This window comes from Qipengyuania sp. GPGPB31 (genome assembly GCF_038396345.1).
Classification (GTDB): Bacteria; Pseudomonadota; Alphaproteobacteria; order Sphingomonadales; family Sphingomonadaceae; genus Qipengyuania; species Qipengyuania citrea.
In genome coordinates this window covers 1636687-1651207 of record NZ_CP149572.1, presented here as the reverse complement: position 1 = coordinate 1651207, position 14521 = coordinate 1636687, and the positions used below count along the sequence as shown (strand labels likewise).

The 14521-nt window shown below is 64.2% G+C and carries 15 protein-coding genes; 8 read left to right on the top strand and 7 right to left on the bottom strand.

Going from position 1 to position 14521, the window contains the following annotated elements:
- The first annotated feature begins 47 nt into the window (after positions 1-47).
- From WKH79_RS08345 to WKH79_RS08335, 3 genes are all read left to right on the top strand, one after another.
- Positions 48-1316 (top strand): amidohydrolase family protein, encoded by a 1269-nt coding sequence (locus WKH79_RS08345; RefSeq protein ID WP_341858579.1) that lies wholly within the window; start codon positions 48-50, stop codon positions 1314-1316.
- A gap of 141 nt (positions 1317-1457) precedes the next feature.
- Entirely contained in the window at positions 1458-3281 is a 1824-nt protein-coding gene (locus WKH79_RS08340) for a DUF885 domain-containing protein (protein WP_341858578.1), read from the top strand.
- 105 nt (positions 3282-3386) lie between these two features.
- A complete protein-coding gene (locus tag WKH79_RS08335; protein WP_050600917.1) occupies positions 3387-4541 on the top strand; it encodes a glycosyltransferase family 87 protein in 1155 nt (384 codons plus the stop codon).
- A 260-nt stretch (positions 4542-4801) separates the two neighbouring features.
- On the opposite strand, the gene WKH79_RS08330 is transcribed toward WKH79_RS08335, so the two are convergent.
- Complete coding sequence (locus WKH79_RS08330; protein ID WP_050600916.1) at positions 4802-6325, bottom strand: alanine/glycine:cation symporter family protein; 1524 nt, start codon at positions 6323-6325, stop codon at positions 4802-4804.
- A gap of 254 nt (positions 6326-6579) precedes the next feature.
- Here WKH79_RS08330 and secE point away from each other — a divergent pair, with 254 nt between their 5' ends.
- A complete protein-coding gene (gene secE / locus WKH79_RS08325; protein ID WP_050600915.1) occupies positions 6580-6783 on the top strand; it encodes a preprotein translocase subunit SecE in 204 nt (67 codons plus the stop codon).
- 43 nt (positions 6784-6826) lie between these two features.
- On the top strand, positions 6827-7363 hold the full coding sequence (gene nusG, locus WKH79_RS08320; RefSeq protein WP_050600914.1) for a transcription termination/antitermination protein NusG: 537 nt from the start codon (positions 6827-6829) through the stop codon (positions 7361-7363).
- Positions 7364-7429: 66 nt separating this feature from the next.
- On the opposite strand, the gene WKH79_RS08315 is transcribed toward nusG, so the two are convergent.
- The 3 genes from WKH79_RS08315 to WKH79_RS08305 form a co-directional block, all read right to left on the bottom strand.
- On the bottom strand, positions 7430-8551 hold the full coding sequence (locus WKH79_RS08315) for a hypothetical protein (protein ID WP_341858577.1): 1122 nt from the start codon (positions 8549-8551) through the stop codon (positions 7430-7432).
- A 69-nt stretch (positions 8552-8620) separates the two neighbouring features.
- Positions 8621-8995 carry a hypothetical protein gene (locus tag WKH79_RS08310; RefSeq protein WP_341858576.1) on the bottom strand — a complete coding sequence of 125 codons (375 nt, stop codon included), beginning with the start codon at positions 8993-8995 and terminating at the stop codon, positions 8621-8623.
- Between the two features lie 67 nt (positions 8996-9062).
- Positions 9063-10112: a retroviral-like aspartic protease family protein gene (locus WKH79_RS08305; protein WP_341858575.1), complete on the bottom strand. Its 1050-nt coding sequence runs from the start codon at positions 10110-10112 to the stop codon at positions 9063-9065.
- Positions 10113-10348: 236 nt separating this feature from the next.
- Between WKH79_RS08305 and rplK the strand changes: the two genes are divergently transcribed.
- The 3 genes from rplK to WKH79_RS08290 all read left to right on the top strand — a co-directional run bounded on the left by rplK (position 10349) and on the right by WKH79_RS08290 (position 11821).
- A complete protein-coding gene (rplK, locus tag WKH79_RS08300) occupies positions 10349-10780 on the top strand; it encodes a 50S ribosomal protein L11 (protein WP_050600910.1) in 432 nt (143 codons plus the stop codon).
- A 4-nt stretch (positions 10781-10784) separates the two neighbouring features.
- Complete coding sequence (gene rplA / locus WKH79_RS08295) at positions 10785-11477, top strand: 50S ribosomal protein L1 (RefSeq protein WP_063505297.1); 693 nt, start codon at positions 10785-10787, stop codon at positions 11475-11477.
- Between the two features lie 164 nt (positions 11478-11641).
- A complete protein-coding gene (locus WKH79_RS08290) occupies positions 11642-11821 on the top strand; it encodes a hypothetical protein (protein ID WP_063505296.1) in 180 nt (59 codons plus the stop codon).
- On the opposite strand, the gene WKH79_RS08285 is transcribed toward WKH79_RS08290, so the two are convergent.
- Genes WKH79_RS08285 through WKH79_RS08275 form a run of 3 tightly spaced genes read right to left on the bottom strand, consistent with a single transcriptional unit; the run spans position 11818 to position 14514 of the window.
- The gene (locus WKH79_RS08285) at positions 11818-12726 is read right to left on the bottom strand and encodes a GNAT family N-acetyltransferase (protein WP_341858574.1); all 909 of its coding nucleotides are present in this window, start codon (positions 12724-12726) and stop codon (positions 11818-11820) included. The two genes, WKH79_RS08290 and WKH79_RS08285, sit on opposite strands and share 4 nt — an antisense overlap.
- Before the next feature lie 8 nt (positions 12727-12734).
- The gene (locus tag WKH79_RS08280) at positions 12735-13703 is read right to left on the bottom strand and encodes a hypothetical protein (RefSeq protein WP_341858573.1); all 969 of its coding nucleotides are present in this window, start codon (positions 13701-13703) and stop codon (positions 12735-12737) included.
- Positions 13704-13755: 52 nt separating this feature from the next.
- Complete coding sequence (locus WKH79_RS08275; RefSeq protein WP_063512466.1) at positions 13756-14514, bottom strand: molybdopterin-binding protein; 759 nt, start codon at positions 14512-14514, stop codon at positions 13756-13758.
- Between the last annotated feature and the right edge of the window lie 7 nt (positions 14515-14521).

The following is a 14521-nucleotide window of genomic DNA, read 5'->3' as shown; positions in this document are numbered from 1 at the left end:
CGCCGGCCGCTGGCGGGCATCCCCTTGGGCAACCAAGGGGATAGAGAATGAAGATTGCCGCATTCATCGCGCTGGCGGGGGCGATGTGCGCCGCGCCGGCGCTGGCCGATACCACTGTCATTCACGCGGGCGCGCTTGTCGTCGATGCCGAAAGCCAGCCGCGTGGGCCATCCACGATAACGGTCACCGACGGGAAGATCGTCAGCGTTGCCGACGGCTTCACTGCAGCCCCTGCACAGGCGGTCACGGTCGATCTGAAAGACAAGACCGTGGTACCCGGAATGGTCGACCTGCATGTCCACCTGACCGGCGATCCGGGCGGCGATTTCTGGAAGGACGCAGTCGAACCCGATGAATGGGATGTCGTCGTCGGCGCCAAGAATGCGCGCCTGACGGCGCTTGCCGGGTTTACGACCGTGCGCGAAGCGGGCAGTGGCCCCGCCAGCGCCTTCTCGCTGCGCCGCGGAACCGCGGAAGGTTTCATCGACGGCCCGCGCATCGTGGCAGCCGGCCCCTCGCTCGCAATCGTGGGTGGGCACGGCGATGTCAGCGGCTTCCGCCCCGAAGTCAACGAGCTGCTCGACAGTGGGTTCACCTGCACCGGGGCGGTCGAATGCGCCGAAAAAGTCCGGCTCGCGAGCCAGAACGGCGCCGATATCATCAAGATTACCGCCACGGGCGGCGTGCTCAGCCAGCAAGGGCGCGGGCTCGAAGCGCATTTCACCAGCGCCGAGATGAAGAGCATTGCCGATACTGCGCATTCGCTCGGTCTGAAGGTCATGGCGCATGCGCATGGCGCGCGCGGGATCGAGGCCGCGGCGCGCGCCGGCATCGATTCGATCGAGCACGGGACCTATCTGGACGAGGCGGCCGCCCGTGCGATGAAGGACAACGGTACCGTGCTGGTGCCCACGCTGATGGCGTTCAAGGGCGTTACCGAACGGCTTGGACAGGGCGTCTACACACCGGTCGTCGAGGACAAGATCCGCGATGTGGCCGAAACCGCGCGCGTCTTCATGGGCAAGGCGCTGCGCTGGGGCGTGCCGATCGCTTTCGGGACCGATGCCGGCGTTTTCGGTCACGGCCGCAATGCGGGCGAATTCGCGCTGATGGTCGAACAGGGCATGAGCCACCGGGATGCTTTCGCGGCGGCGACTACCCGCGCCGCACGCGTGCTGGGACTGGAAAACGAGATCGGCCGGATCGCGCCCGGCTATTCGGCGGATCTGATTGCGGTCGAAGCCAACCCGCTCGACGATACGTCGACGCTGGAGAATGTCGATTGGGTGATGGTGCGCGGCCGCGTGATCGATTGATCGCAGCATTGCCGGCGCCATGCGGAACAGGGCACTGCATGGCGCCGGTCGAGCGACATATGCCTTCGATCGTATGGCGTGCTTGTGCGCTCAGGCAAATGCCTGTCCTATCGCTGCACTACAATTACCAGGGGAACCTCCATGAAACTCGTCCGTCACGCCCTCGCTTCGGGTGCCGCCCTTTCGCTTGTTCTGGCAGCGAACCCGGCCATCGCCCGCGATCACCATGCAGCAACCGATGCTGCGAGCGAAATCAGCGAACACGACAAGCTCTTCGCGCTGTTCGCGGATGCCGATGAACGCAGCCTCAAGCTCAATCCGGTCGGCGCGCTGTTTCGCGGCGACATGCGCTACGCGGACCGCCTGGGCGATTACCTGACCGACGAGCATCTTGCCGCAAGCAAGGCGGACAATGCCGAAAACCTCGCGAAGCTGGCCGAAATCGACCGCAGCAAGCTGTCGCCCACCGACCAGCTCGCCTACGATGTCTTTGCCTACAACCAGCAGCGTGAGCAGGAGGGCTATGCCCCCGCGATCCTCGCGGCGAGCGAAGTGCGTCCGGTGAACCATTTCTCAGGCTTCCACACGTTCTATCCCAACTTCGCCAGCGGGCAGAGCGCCGCCCCCTTCAAGACGGTCGAGGACTACGAGAACAACCTCAAGCGGCACGAGGATTACATCGCCATCACCGACCGCGCGATCGGCAAGTTCCGCGAAGGCATGGAAACCGGCGTGTACGAAACCAAGCTGACGATCGGCAACGTCGTCAGCCAGCTCGACACGCAGTTGGCGATGCCGGTCGAGGAATCGCCCTTCTTCATGCCGGTGAAGAACTTCCCCGAGGAATTTTCCGCCGAAGAGAAGGCGCGGCTGACGACTGAATACACTGCGGCCACCAAGGAAATCTACGCGGCGCACGAGCGGATGCGAGATTTCCTTCGCGACGAATACATGGCCGTGGCACGCGACAGCGTGGGACTGTCCCAGATGAAGGGCGGCGCGGAGTTGTACAGGCACATGGTGGAAGGCACGACGACGCTTCCGCTCGAGCCCGATTACCTGCACGAACTAGGCCTGTCCGAAGTGGCGCGGATCAAGAATGGCCTCGAGCAGATCAAGCAGGAAGTCGGCTTCGAGGGGACGCTCAACGAGTTCTTCGACTACGTGCGCACCGACGAGCAGTTCAAGCCGGAGAGCCGCGAGGCATTGACGCAGAGCTATTACGATATCGGCGAACAGGTCGATGAGAAGATCGGCGAATATTTCTCGCTGGTCCCCAAGACCCCGCTCGAGATCAAGCCCTACGAGGAGTATCGCGAGAAGTTCGAAGCGGGTGGTTCGTACAATTCGGGCGCGCCGGACGGTTCGCGGCCGGGGACATTTTATTTCAACGCCTATGACCTGCCCAGCCGGCTGACGACGGGCAATGTGACGCTCTACCTGCACGAAGGCGCACCGGGGCATCATTTCCAGATCAGCCTCGCGCAGGAAAACACCGATCTTCCGGCATTCATGCGCTTCGGCGGCAACACGGCCTATGTCGAAGGCTGGGCGCTCTATTCGGAGACGCTGGGCTATGAGATGGGCTTCTTCGACGATCCATGGAACCGTTACGGTACGCTGCAGGACGAGCAATTGCGCGCGATGCGGCTGGTGGTCGATACCGGGCTGCATGCCAAGGGGTGGACGCGCGAGCAGGCGATCGACTTCATGCTCGAGAATTCGGGCATGACGCGCACCGAAGTGGTCGCCGAGGTCGAGCGCTATATCGCCATTCCCTCGCAGGCGCTGGCGTACAAGGTCGGGGCCATCAAGATCCAGGAACTGCGCAAGCGCGCCGAAGATCAGCTGGGCGAGGATTTCGACATCCGCGAATTCCACGCCGAGGTGCTCGACACGGGCAGCCTGCCGATGCCGGTGCTGGAGAACAAGATCGACCGCTGGATCGCTTCCAAGGCAAGCTGACCGATCGGCGCGGGCGGGGATTTGGCCCCGCGCTCGCGCTGGTTAGCGCAGCCGCGGCACGCTAATCCCGTTCGTGCATGACACGAGCGAGAGGAGAATAGGGCGATGGACTGGTTGCGCCGGGCCGACTGGCTCACCCATGAGCGCGTGCGCGGTTACGCCTTGCTGCTGGCGCTGGCGAGCCTGGGGCTTGTCGCCATATCCTTCTGGCGCGCTATGCCGCCGGGGACGACTGACTTCCTGGCTTTCTGGGGCGCGGGGCAGGTCACCGCCGCTGGCGAACCTGCAGCCGCCTACGATCTGGCGGCGCAGCAGCAGGTCCAGACCTCGACGGGAAGCCCGGGATGGTTCGCTTTCGTCAATCCGCCACCGTTCCTGTTCGCGCTCGTGCCACTCGGGCTATTGCCGCTGCCGATCGCATGGATTGTCTGGGTGGCTTCGACATGGGGTGCGTGGGCCTGGGTCAGCGTCCGGGCGTTCCCGCGGTTGTGGCCACTGGTGCTGGCCTATCCGGGAGCACTGATCGCGGCGGGACATGCACAGACCGGTTTGCTCACTGGCGCGCTTCTGGTGCTGGCGGCGCATGAATTGCCGCGGCGGCAGGTGGTGGCCGGTGCGGCGGTAGGTGCTCTCGTTATCAAGCCGCATCTCGCTCTCCTCGCCCCGTTCTGGCTCAGTGCAGGCGGCAAATGGCGGGCATTCGTTGCGGCCGGGCTGGTGGTCGCGGCGCTGCTGGGGGCGGCATGGCTGATCTTCGGCAGCGATACTCTGCTGGCCTATACCGGAAGCTGGAGCGCCAGCCGCCAGCTTATCGAGAGGCCTGATCCGGACTTCATGTTGCGGATGAGCACGATCTTTTCCCAGTTGCGGCCACACCTCGGCGATTTTGTCGCGCTTGCAGGGGCTGCATGTTCTGCCGTGTTGGCCCTTGCAGTCGCCCTGTTCGCACCGCGGCGTTTCGGCGACGATGCCTCAGGAGCTTCTGCTGCAGTCCTGGCGGCTACTGCGCTCGCATCGCCCTATCTGTTCAGTTACGATCTGCCGTTCCTCGTGTTTCCGACGCTCTGGCTGGTCATTCAGGGGCTCGAGCGCGGGTTTCGTCCTTACGAGAAGCTCGGCCTCACGCTGCTCTATTTCGCTCCCTATGCCACACGCGCGGCGGCGTTCCCCCTCGGCGTCAATTTGATGCCGCTTGCCGCACTCGCGCTGCTTGGGCTTGTCTGGACGCGCACCCCTGCGGGAACCCGAAAGCACTGCTGAGGGTTTATCGGCAAGCAATGGCATTCATGGAGGTACCCCATGTCGAGCATGTCTTTCCGCAGCAGCCGCCCAGATCGTTGGGCACAGCCCAGGCCCTACAGCGACAGTTCGCTGCGCTATCGTATGCATGGCAAGATCCAGCCGATGGAGGAGCCAGGGTTCCTCGCGCGCCTGTTTGGACGCCGCTGATCTCCCGCTGACAAGAAAGGGGCCGGAAAGCGTTCGCTCTCCGGCCCCTTTGCCATTCAGTCGCAGAAGTCTCAGTATTCTTCGGGCTCTTCCGGCGTTGCCTCGCGGTATTCTTTGCCGGCCGTGCGATCGCCGCGGGCCAGCTTGAACACCACGCCGCTGAGCAGCGCGAGCGCCAGGAGGTTGGGCAGAACCATGGTGGCATTGGAGATATCGCCAAGCCGCCAGACCAGCTCGCTCGGCTGTGCCGCGCCGATGAAGATCACCACGCACCACAGCACGCGCCACACCATGTGCAGCCGCCGCTCGCCCTCGCGCGTCGAGCCTTTCATCCGGTCGTAGAGGAAGGTGATCGCGCGCTCGCCATAATAGCTCCACGTCAGCAGCGTGGTGAAGACGAACAGCAACAGCGCGATGCTGGCGATCAGCGTTCCGATCGGGATCGAGGCGATCTCGACCGGGAAGGCCGCTGCGAAGGCGCCGCTGGTCATCTCGAAACCGACGCGGTCCGATTGCCAGGCATGCGCCACCGCTTCGCCGCCCGCGGTGAAATCACCGCGCACGGTCAGGATGACCAGTGCGGTCATGGTGCAGATGACGACCGTATCGATGAACGTGCCCAGCATCGCCATGCGGCCCTGCTGTTCGGGATCGTCGGTCTGCGCCACAGCATGGGCGATCGGGGTCGAACCCTGGCCCGCCTCGTTCGAGAACAGGCCGCGCGCCACGCCGGCGCGGATCGCCATGATGATCGCCGCGCCGGTGAAGCCGCCCACCGCGCTTTGCGGGTTGAAGGCACCGTCGAAAATCAGCGCGAAGGTTTCACCCAGATCGGCGAAATTGAGCGCCAGCGCGATTACGGCCATCACCAGGTAAGCGGCTGCCATGAACGGCACCACGCTTTCGGCAACGCGACCGATCGACTTGATCCCGCCGATGATGACCACGAATACCAGCACGGCCACGATCAGCCCGCCGAGCCATTCCTCGATCCCGAACAGCTCGTTCAGGCCATCGGCCACGGCGTTCGCCTGGATCGAGTTGCCCGTTACCAGCGCGCTGAACAGCGTGCCCAGGCAGAAGACGACCGCCAGCCAGGTCCATTTCGGCCCCAGGCCCATCATGATGTAGGTCATCGGCCCGCCGCGCTTGACCCCATCGCTGGTGGTTTCGCGGTAGCGAATCGCGAGCGACCCTTCGGCAAAGGCCAGTGCCATGCCGAACAGCGCGGTGACCCACATCCAGAAAATCGCCCCGGGACCGCCCAGCGCGATCGCGGTGGCGACCCCGGCCAGGTTGCCCGTGCCGACCTGACCCGAAAGCGCGGTCGACAGCGCGGCGAAGGGGCTGATTTCGCCCGCGCCTTCGCCCTTGCGCCCGGCAAACAGTCCCTTGGCCGCGGCCCCGAGCTTGGTGATCGGGTAGAACCGCAGGCCGGCCATGAACCACAGGCCGACACCCAGGAGGATGATGGCCAGCGGGGGGAAGGGGATGACCGCTTCGCCGTTCCACAGGCCGGCCCAGATGAAATCGGAAATGTTGGTAACCGGCTGTACCAGCCGATCGCCCAGACTTGGTGTCTGGCCTAGTGCCATCGCGAGTATTCCCCTCATGCGTCCCGGAAAACTGAAAGCGTGCACGCTAGGGCCGCCGGCGCGACTTGCAAAGGGTGAAAGAGACGCACGTCCACCGCTTGCCTTTTGACCGATGCGGCGGTAGATGCAGCGCCGTCTTCCGACATTGGGATCGCAGAAAAGCCCCTCCCGGACTTGAACCGGGACGGCGAAAGACCCTACCTGAAAGGGACGTGGCGGAAGGCGGCACGATTTTTACGCGAGAGACGTGGAACATGGCAGATCAGAAGAAAACCAGCCCGGCGGAATTCCTCCGGCAGGTGCAGACCGAAGGGCGCAAGGTCGTATGGCCGACGCGCGAGGAAACGGTGCGCACCGCTATCTTCGTGTTCATCCTCACGGTGATCCTCTCGCTTTTCTTCCTCGGCATCGATTCGCTGTTCAGCGCCGTGGTGCGCTGGCTGCTGACGCTGGCCTGATTTTCCTGGCCTGAGCCGCATTTCGACAGGGTAACGAGTACACATGGCACGCTGGTACATCATCCACGCCTATTCGGGTTTCGAGAACAAGGTCCGCGATGCAATCATCGCCGAGGCCGAGCGTCTGGGCCTGTCCGAAGGCGTCGAGGAGGTCGAGGTTCCGACCGAGACGATCACCGAGGTCAAGCGCGGCAAGAAGGTCCAGGTCGAACGCAAGTTCATGCCGGGCTACGTGCTGGCGAAGCTGAACATGACCGACGATGTCTACCACCTGGTCAAGAACACCCCCAAGGTTACCGGCTTCCTCGGCAACAACAACAAGCCGCAGCCGATTTCCGAAAAGGAAGCGGCCCGGTATTTCGGCGGCGTGGAAGAAGCGCGTTCGGCGCCCAAGACCGAAATCAGCGTCGATTACGAGATCGGCGACCAGGTCAAGGTGCTCGACGGTCCCTTCGCCAGCTTCAACGGGCTGGTCGAGGAACTCGATTTCGACAAGCAGAAGGTCAAGGTCTCGGTCTCGATCTTCGGCCGCGCAACGCCGGTCGAACTCGATTTCGAGCAGGTCGAACTGGCCAAGTAAGCCGCAGCCTCGTGCCGGCTTTTTGAAAAGGCCCCGCCCGGACGATCCGGGCGGGGCCTTTCCGCTTTAGAAGGTCTTGCCGAGCGAGACCGAGAGACGCCAGTCCTCGGGCAGCTGGATGCCGTTCAGATTCTGATACACGGGGATGCCGGCCTCGATCCCCAATTGCGGGCGATCGGGCCCGGCAAGCGGCAGCGCCACGTTGGCGCCGAGCCCGGCAAGCACCTTGTCACCGCCATAGTTGGCCTGGATGTCGGCCGGCGTGTGATGCTTGTGCGGACCGTCGTAATGGCCTTCGATCCGGCCTTCGTGTTCCCACGTGAGACGACTGGTTAGGCTGAAACCGTCATCCACGAGATAGCTGAGCCAGCCAGTCGCCTGCGCCTTGTCGCCAAAGGCGAAGCCGCTCTTGTTGGCGTCTTCCGTCCGCCAGCGGTAGCTCGCCTGCGCGCCCCAGCCGACCATGCCCGCCTGGCCGGACACGGTCACCGAGGGTTCGATGTCCCACGTCCCGCTGCCCGACTGCATCATGTAGTGGACGAAGGTGCCGTCGCTGTTCTTGCGGTCGACCTTGCCGGTCGGTGACCACAGGCCGAGCGTGGCATGCGCCTTGAACCGCGGCTGGTGCGCGAGCCGGTAGCTGGCCGATACCAGCGTATCGCCAATCCCCTGGGTCGCATGGGTCATGGTTTGGCCGAAAGCCATCCCGCTATGGCCGTGGTCCATATCGCCCATGGGCATGCCGCCCATCGCCATATCGCCCATGCCGGTATTGCCGGGGTCGATCCCGACCATGGTCATCGTGTGCCGCATCCAGTGGGGCATGACCATCAGCGTCAGCTTGTCATTGGGAGCATACATCACATCGAGCATGACCATGTCCATGACCATGTCAGACCCGCGTACGGAGTAGCCGGCAGCGAACACCTCCGCGTCGCTCAGCGTTCTGGTGCCTGCGCGATTGGCGCCTGAATAGCTGCTGCGGGTGTAACGCAGGCCGATCATGAACTCGCCGCCGTCATGCGTGTGTTCGTTCATCAGCCCCGCCGCGGGATGCAGCGTCACGGGCGTAACGACAATAACCTCGCCAGCGGGATCGGAACTTTCGGGATTGTCCTGCGCCTGGGCCGGGTAGGCGGCGAGTAGCGGAAGCAACGCCAGAGCGGCGCGCACGAAACCGTGTTTCATTGTGTATTCCTGTCATGAATTGGGAAAAGCCGTGGTTGCGGCGCCTCCCGGAATGACGGGAAACGCCGGTCAGGGGGCGACAGGTGGAGCGCGACCGGGCGGGAGGAGGTAGGCCGTGCGTGCGAGCTGCAGCGCGGCCAGAACCGCCACGCCGCGCTGCTCTGCGAGGATCGCCGCGGTGACCACCAGCGGGCTGCCGCCGAGCGGGGCGTCACTGGCGAAACCGGCAAACAGGCAAGGCGCGCTGTGCTGGGCAGCGCTGTCGTCGGGCACCCGCTCGCGGCCGAGCGGGATGGTCACGGTCATCGCCGAATTGCACATCTTGGCCACGATCGCGTCGCTGCGATCGACATCGGGCATCCAGCCCGCAGGGACCAGTGCACGCAGCAACAGCGTTGCCGCAAGCAGCAGCCAGATCGCATGGGTGGGGCGCGTGCGGTCCATCGTCCGGCGCGTCTAGAAAACGACCCCGTAAGGCGCAAGCGCGCACTGGCCGCGCCACTGGCGCGGGTCAGCTACAGGCCCGCTCGTCACTCGTGCGGATACGCGATGCCCGGGTGGAAGTTCGCATGGTAATCGCTGCGTGATGGCATTTGCGCAGCTGGAAGCGGACCTTGCGATCCGCGAAATCCAGCGACACCCGGCGAAAGTTTTCCATCAGGTCGGTGCCCAGCAGCAAAGACGGCTTTTCATCGAGCCCGAAGACTGCAAAGGGCGGAATGTCGGCAAAGGCCATGGGTACGTTCTGCAGCGTGATGGAACCGAGGCGGAGGTTCTTGACCACCGTGAACTCGAGCTCCAGCGCCGCCCCGGTGACCCCGTAGACGGTCACCGTGTCGAAACCGCGCGAACGCTTGCGAACCAGGCGGTTACGCAGCGCGAGGTTGCCGATGGTGATCTCGGAGCCTGTGTCGACCACGGCTTCGACCCGTTCGCGGCCGGCAGCGACTTCGGTCAGGATCAACTGTCCGCGCTGCAGGCGCCCGGTCACAACGATCACCCCATCGGTCATCGCTTCGTCCTTCTCCCGCGCATCGTCCACGGTGATGATGCGCTCGTCGAAATCCATCATCAATCGCTGGTTGACCAGCGCGTCGAGCCCGATCATCCCGTCGCCGCCCATGTCGCGTTCGTCGAGCACGGGGGTCTCGAGACCCATGGTCACGGTGTTGCCGAGACGCAGTTCGTCCACCCATACGCGGTCCACGATCTTGCTCTCGGTAATGCCGTGGAGCAGGGCGGGTTCCGTTTCGGGCAGCGCCAGCTTTCCCGCCAGCGCCGAGCCGACCGCCGAAGTGTCGGCGCCGCTGTCGACCACGAAATCATACGGGCCGGCGCCGTTGACCAATACTCCCACGGTCATCCGGCTGCGCAGCTTGTGCGCCGCGATTTCCTCGCCGCCGATTGCCAGCGACTGGTCGATTTCGGCGGCTGGCAATTCGGGCATGCGGACAGTGTCGACGGGGGCTTCGGGCTGCTGCGCCGATGCGGGTGCGCCCGCGCATAGCAGCACGGCCGCGACAAGCGGGTGGCGGAATGGCAGGGGCAGGGGATTGGGCATCGTCCGCAGCCTATGCCCTTCAATTGTGGCGCGCGAGCGGCCTTCGATGAAGGTGTCATCCGACGCGATCGGGGCAGGGCGAATCGCTTGCAATCCGGTGCCAAACCGCTATGTGCGCGCCTTCCCAAGACATCCTCGGGAACCCGTGCGGGAGGTCGCTTGTGCGGACCGCTTGACCGCTTACCATGAGCCCCGGTTCGAAAGTGCCGCGGCAACAGTGAGAAAGGAGGCCATTCATGGCCAAGAAGATCGACGGCTATATCAAGCTGCAGGTGCCTGCGGGCACCGCCAATCCCTCGCCCCCCATCGGCCCTGCGCTGGGTCAGCGCGGCGTGAACATCATGGAATTCTGCAAGGCCTTCAATGCCGCCACCGGCGACATGGAAAAGGGCATGCCGATTCCGACGACGATCACCGTCTATGCGGACCGTTCGTTCACCTTCGTGACCAAGACCCCGCCGGCCAGCTTCCTGATCAAGAAGGCCGCCAAGCTCAAGTCGGGCTCGAAGGAGCCGGGCAAGGTTTCGGCCGGATCCATCAAGCGTTCGGCACTTGCCGAAATCGCCGAACAGAAGATGGCCGATTTGAACGCAAACGACATCGAACAGGCCACCAAAATCATCGAAGGCAGCGCGCGTTCGATGGGCCTCGACGTGGTGGAGGGCTAAGATCATGGCTAAGCAGACCAAGAAGCAGCAGCTCGTCGCCAAGCTCGACAGCGAAAAGACCTACAGCGTCGACGAAGCTCTCGCCACGCTGCGCGAACACAAGGCGAAGTTCGACGAAACCGTCGAAGTCGCGATGAACCTCGGCGTCGATCCGCGCCACGCAGACCAGATGGTCCGCGGCATGGTGTCGCTCCCCAGCGGAACCGGCAAGGAAGTCAAGGTCGCCGTCTTCGCCAAGGGCGACAACGCCGAGAAGGCCAAGGCCGCTGGTGCGGACGTGGTCGGTGCCGAAGATCTCATGGAAGACATGCAGAACGGCAATCTCGACTATGACCGCGTCATCGCCACGCCCGACATGATGGGTGTCGTCGGCCGTCTCGGCAAGGTGCTGGGCCCCAAGGGCCTGATGCCGAACCCGAAGCTCGGCACTGTGACGCCGAACGTGGAACAGGCCGTGAAGGACGCCAAGGGCGGCCAGGTCGAATTCCGCGTCGAGAAGCAGGGCATCATCCACAGCGGCATCGGCAAGCTGTCGTTCGACGACGCCGACCTGAAGAAGAACTTCGCGGCGCTGACCGACGCGATCGTCAAGGCGAAGCCTTCGGGTGCCAAGGGCAAGTATGTCCAGAAGATCACGCTGACTTCGTCGATGGGGCCGGGCCTCAAGGTCGACCTCGCGGAGGTGGAAGGAGCCTAAGCTTCTTTCGCATTGCGACAACGAAACAGCAGGGGCCGGCGGATGCAGATCCGCCGGCCCTTTTCGTTTGGCTGGGCCATGTCTGGCTGGAAGCGCAAGGAAGGACCGGAAAGATAACCGCCGGCACGCGTTCCATTCACGAGACCCCCAGTCAGGAGACTTTCGTGGATACCATTCTATTTTTCGCCCGCAGCGTCGGGCCTTTCGTACTTCTCGCGCTGCTGGTCGGCGCTTGGCTCTATACGCGCCGGTCGAGCAAGAGAACCGATCAGCGGGCCGAACGCGGCGCGCGCGAATTGCGCGAAGAGCTGTCGGAACGGCGGGAGAAGGACGTCGATCTCTAGCGTAGGCGCTTGCGCAGGGTCGCGGCGAACCCGGACCGCTCGGCCAGTTGCTTGGCACCTGCCACACCCGCTTCGAACAGCCCATGCGCGTTCAGGAGCGCCCGGTTCGCCCAGCTCGGCCGCAGCATCAGGAAGCTGGCACAGGGCACACTGCCGGTGCGGAACAGTTTCTTGTGCGCGCCATCGCCTTCGGTGAAATCGAAGAACTGGAACCGGTCCTCGGCGAACAACCGTTCGAGCGCAGCCATCTGGAGCACCGTTCCGGGTGACAGCTCGGCATAATCCGGTTCGTATCCAAGATGCGCGTAAACCAGCGTGTGACCGGCGACGGGCAGGTAGAGATACGCGATCGGCTGCTGGTCGAGGAACAGGATATAGGCCCGCACCCGGTCATCCGCGGCGAGCTCGCGCATCTCGGCCCTGGCGTCTTTGTCATCGGGCAGGCCCGCGTCGAGCAATCGGGCCTGGTAGGTGCGCCGTGACAGCGGGATCGCCAGCTGCAGGAATTCGTCCATCTCGGCCGGCGTGAGATAGGTCCGCATGTCGAGATCGCCGCCCTCGGCCTGTTCGACCTTGCGCCGCTTGCGCCGCAGCGTCGACCGGGTCTTTCCCGAGAAACGTGCGAGATAGTCCTCGTAGCTGCCCGACATCGCGATATAGCTGCGCTCGTAATCCTCGCGTGCGCCGATAAGGAAGCCGGGCATCGCTTCGCGGAGACGCTTTTCCGCATGAGCGGGCGCCGACAGCACGCGGTAGCCTTCACCGTGACCGATGGCGGGGACACCTGGCAAACGGCCGCTCAGAATATCCTCCAACGTAAAGGCTATCGGCGCCACCTCGCGCTCGACCGCAAGCAGGCGGCGCGAACCGATGGTGAAGGGCAGGGGATAGGGAGTAGCGACCACCGTGGCTCTCACCCGCCGCCGTAGAGCCGGTTGGCCCACAGCTGTTCGGCCATCCGTGCGCCGGTGCGCAGCGGATTGTGCGGCATGGTCCCCGCGCCGGTCTGATCGCCGATAGCGGGAGGCCGGCTGGTGAACGTGGCACTGCGCGCCCCTTGGGTCTCGGCAATCGTCTGGCAGAACCGCGCGAAACGGTCGCGCACGATCGCATTTATCTGCAACCGGTCGCGGCTCATCAGTTCGAAACTGTGGCTGACGATGTTGAGCTTCTCGACGCCTGCGCGCACGCAGAACTGCAGCGCCGCAGCCATTTCCCAATGCGACAGGGCAGTGATCTGCGCATGACGCAGCCCGCCGAAGCTGCGGATTGCGCTTACCGGGACCTCTATCGTGCCTTCGTGAAGAATAACCGCACGGTCCGCGGCGCCGAGCGAGATCTGGCAGTCCGAGCCGGCGATACCCGGGACATGGCTGCTGTCATAGCGGATGCCGAGACGTCGCAGCGCGCGGAGCGTGGCGTCGTCGGCGCCGTAATTGCCCGCGCGAAATGCGGTGGGTGCAGGCGCCCCCGCTTCGACGAGAAAGGCGCGCGCCAGCTCGATCAGTTCGACCTGCTCGTCTTCGCTGAAGGCGTTGAGGTTGCGCCCGGTCCGCCCCTTGAGCGGATTGGCGTCGCCTGCGAGTTCGAGCCATTCGGGATGCAGGTGCAACTGAACCTCGTGCCCGCGCGCGAGGATCGGTTCGACCACTGCTGCGACGGCTTCGACACCCCAGACCAGCGCGGGCATGGGATCCACGAAGAAGAGGCCCGCAATTCCATGCGCGTCCATCACGTCCATCTGATAATCGATACCCACATCGCCCGCAGCAGTGCGGCCGGCGATCGAACGGGCATAGACCTCTGCGCGGGCATGGCGGCCCAGCTCGACGGCAAGACCCGCCGAATATTCGGTGTCGATCGTGATATAGACCGCGGTCATCGGGGGCACTGTATCACGCGGTGGTTAACAGTGCGATTACCCTGGTCGCCGGTCAGATTCCCCCGGGGGTGAAATCGAAGCCGGCGGTGGCCAGCCCGTCGCACAGGCTGTCGACACAGCTCCTGAGATCTTCGCTACTGGTCGAACGAACCACGAAATTCGCGCCGACCCGGCCTTCGCGGAAGAACGGATAGCTGCCGATCTGGCAGGTTTCATGCGCTTGTTCGACCTGCCGCAGGATGTCGGCGATCTCGCTCTCCGGGGTCCAGCAGCCGACGGTTTCGGATTGCAGCGGAGCCCCGCCTTCGAGCGTGCCCGTCAGCGCATCGAGCATGCCCGCGGTGATGTGCGGCACCCCTGCCATAAGGTGGATATTGCCAAGCTTGATCCCCGGCGCGCCCGACATGCGGTTGGGGATCAGTTCGGCGCCTTCCGGCGCGCGGGCCATGCGAAGCCGCGCCTCGGTCAGCTCCTTGCCGATGCTGGCGTAATAGCGCTCAAGGATCGCTCTCGCCTCGGGATGGACGATCACCGGAACGCCCAGCGCTTCGGCCACGGCATCGACGGTGATGTCGTCGTGGGTCGGGCCGATCCCGCCGGTGGTGAACAGGTAATCGTACGCTTCGCGCAGCGCATTCACCGCTTCGACGATCCGTTCGACGACATCGGGCACCACGCGGACTTCGGACAGGCGAATGCCCTGGACCTGCAGCCAGCTGGCGATTTGCGCGATATTCTTGTCATGCGTGCGGCCCGAGAGAATTTCGTCGCCGATCACGACGAGGCCCGCGGTGTAGATGCGTTCGGTCATGGGTGCT

Excerpts from the sequence above, each read along its gene's own strand:
- WKH79_RS08335 (WP_050600917.1), top strand. The coding sequence starts at position 3,387 with ATGGACTGGTTGCGCCGGGCCGACTGGCTCACCCATGAGCGCGTGCGC.
- WKH79_RS08345 (WP_341858579.1), top strand. The coding sequence starts at position 48 with ATGAAGATTGCCGCATTCATCGCGCTGGCGGGGGCGATGTGCGCCGCG.
- WKH79_RS08310 (WP_341858576.1), bottom strand. The coding sequence starts at position 8,995 with ATGGACCGCACGCGCCCCACCCATGCGATCTGGCTGCTGCTTGCGGCA.
- WKH79_RS08305 (WP_341858575.1), bottom strand. The coding sequence starts at position 10,112 with ATGCCCAATCCCCTGCCCCTGCCATTCCGCCACCCGCTTGTCGCGGCC.
- WKH79_RS08280 (WP_341858573.1), bottom strand. The coding sequence starts at position 13,703 with ATGACCGCGGTCTATATCACGATCGACACCGAATATTCGGCGGGTCTT.
- rplA (WP_063505297.1), top strand. The coding sequence starts at position 10,785 with ATGGCTAAGCAGACCAAGAAGCAGCAGCTCGTCGCCAAGCTCGACAGC.
- secE (WP_050600915.1), top strand. The coding sequence starts at position 6,580 with ATGGCAGATCAGAAGAAAACCAGCCCGGCGGAATTCCTCCGGCAGGTG.
- rplK (WP_050600910.1), top strand. The coding sequence starts at position 10,349 with ATGGCCAAGAAGATCGACGGCTATATCAAGCTGCAGGTGCCTGCGGGC.
- WKH79_RS08330 (WP_050600916.1), bottom strand. The coding sequence starts at position 6,325 with ATGGCACTAGGCCAGACACCAAGTCTGGGCGATCGGCTGGTACAGCCG.
- WKH79_RS08275 (WP_063512466.1), bottom strand. The coding sequence starts at position 14,514 with ATGACCGAACGCATCTACACCGCGGGCCTCGTCGTGATCGGCGACGAA.
- WKH79_RS08340 (WP_341858578.1), top strand. The coding sequence starts at position 1,458 with ATGAAACTCGTCCGTCACGCCCTCGCTTCGGGTGCCGCCCTTTCGCTT.
- nusG (WP_050600914.1), top strand. The coding sequence starts at position 6,827 with ATGGCACGCTGGTACATCATCCACGCCTATTCGGGTTTCGAGAACAAG.
- WKH79_RS08315 (WP_341858577.1), bottom strand. The coding sequence starts at position 8,551 with ATGAAACACGGTTTCGTGCGCGCCGCTCTGGCGTTGCTTCCGCTACTC.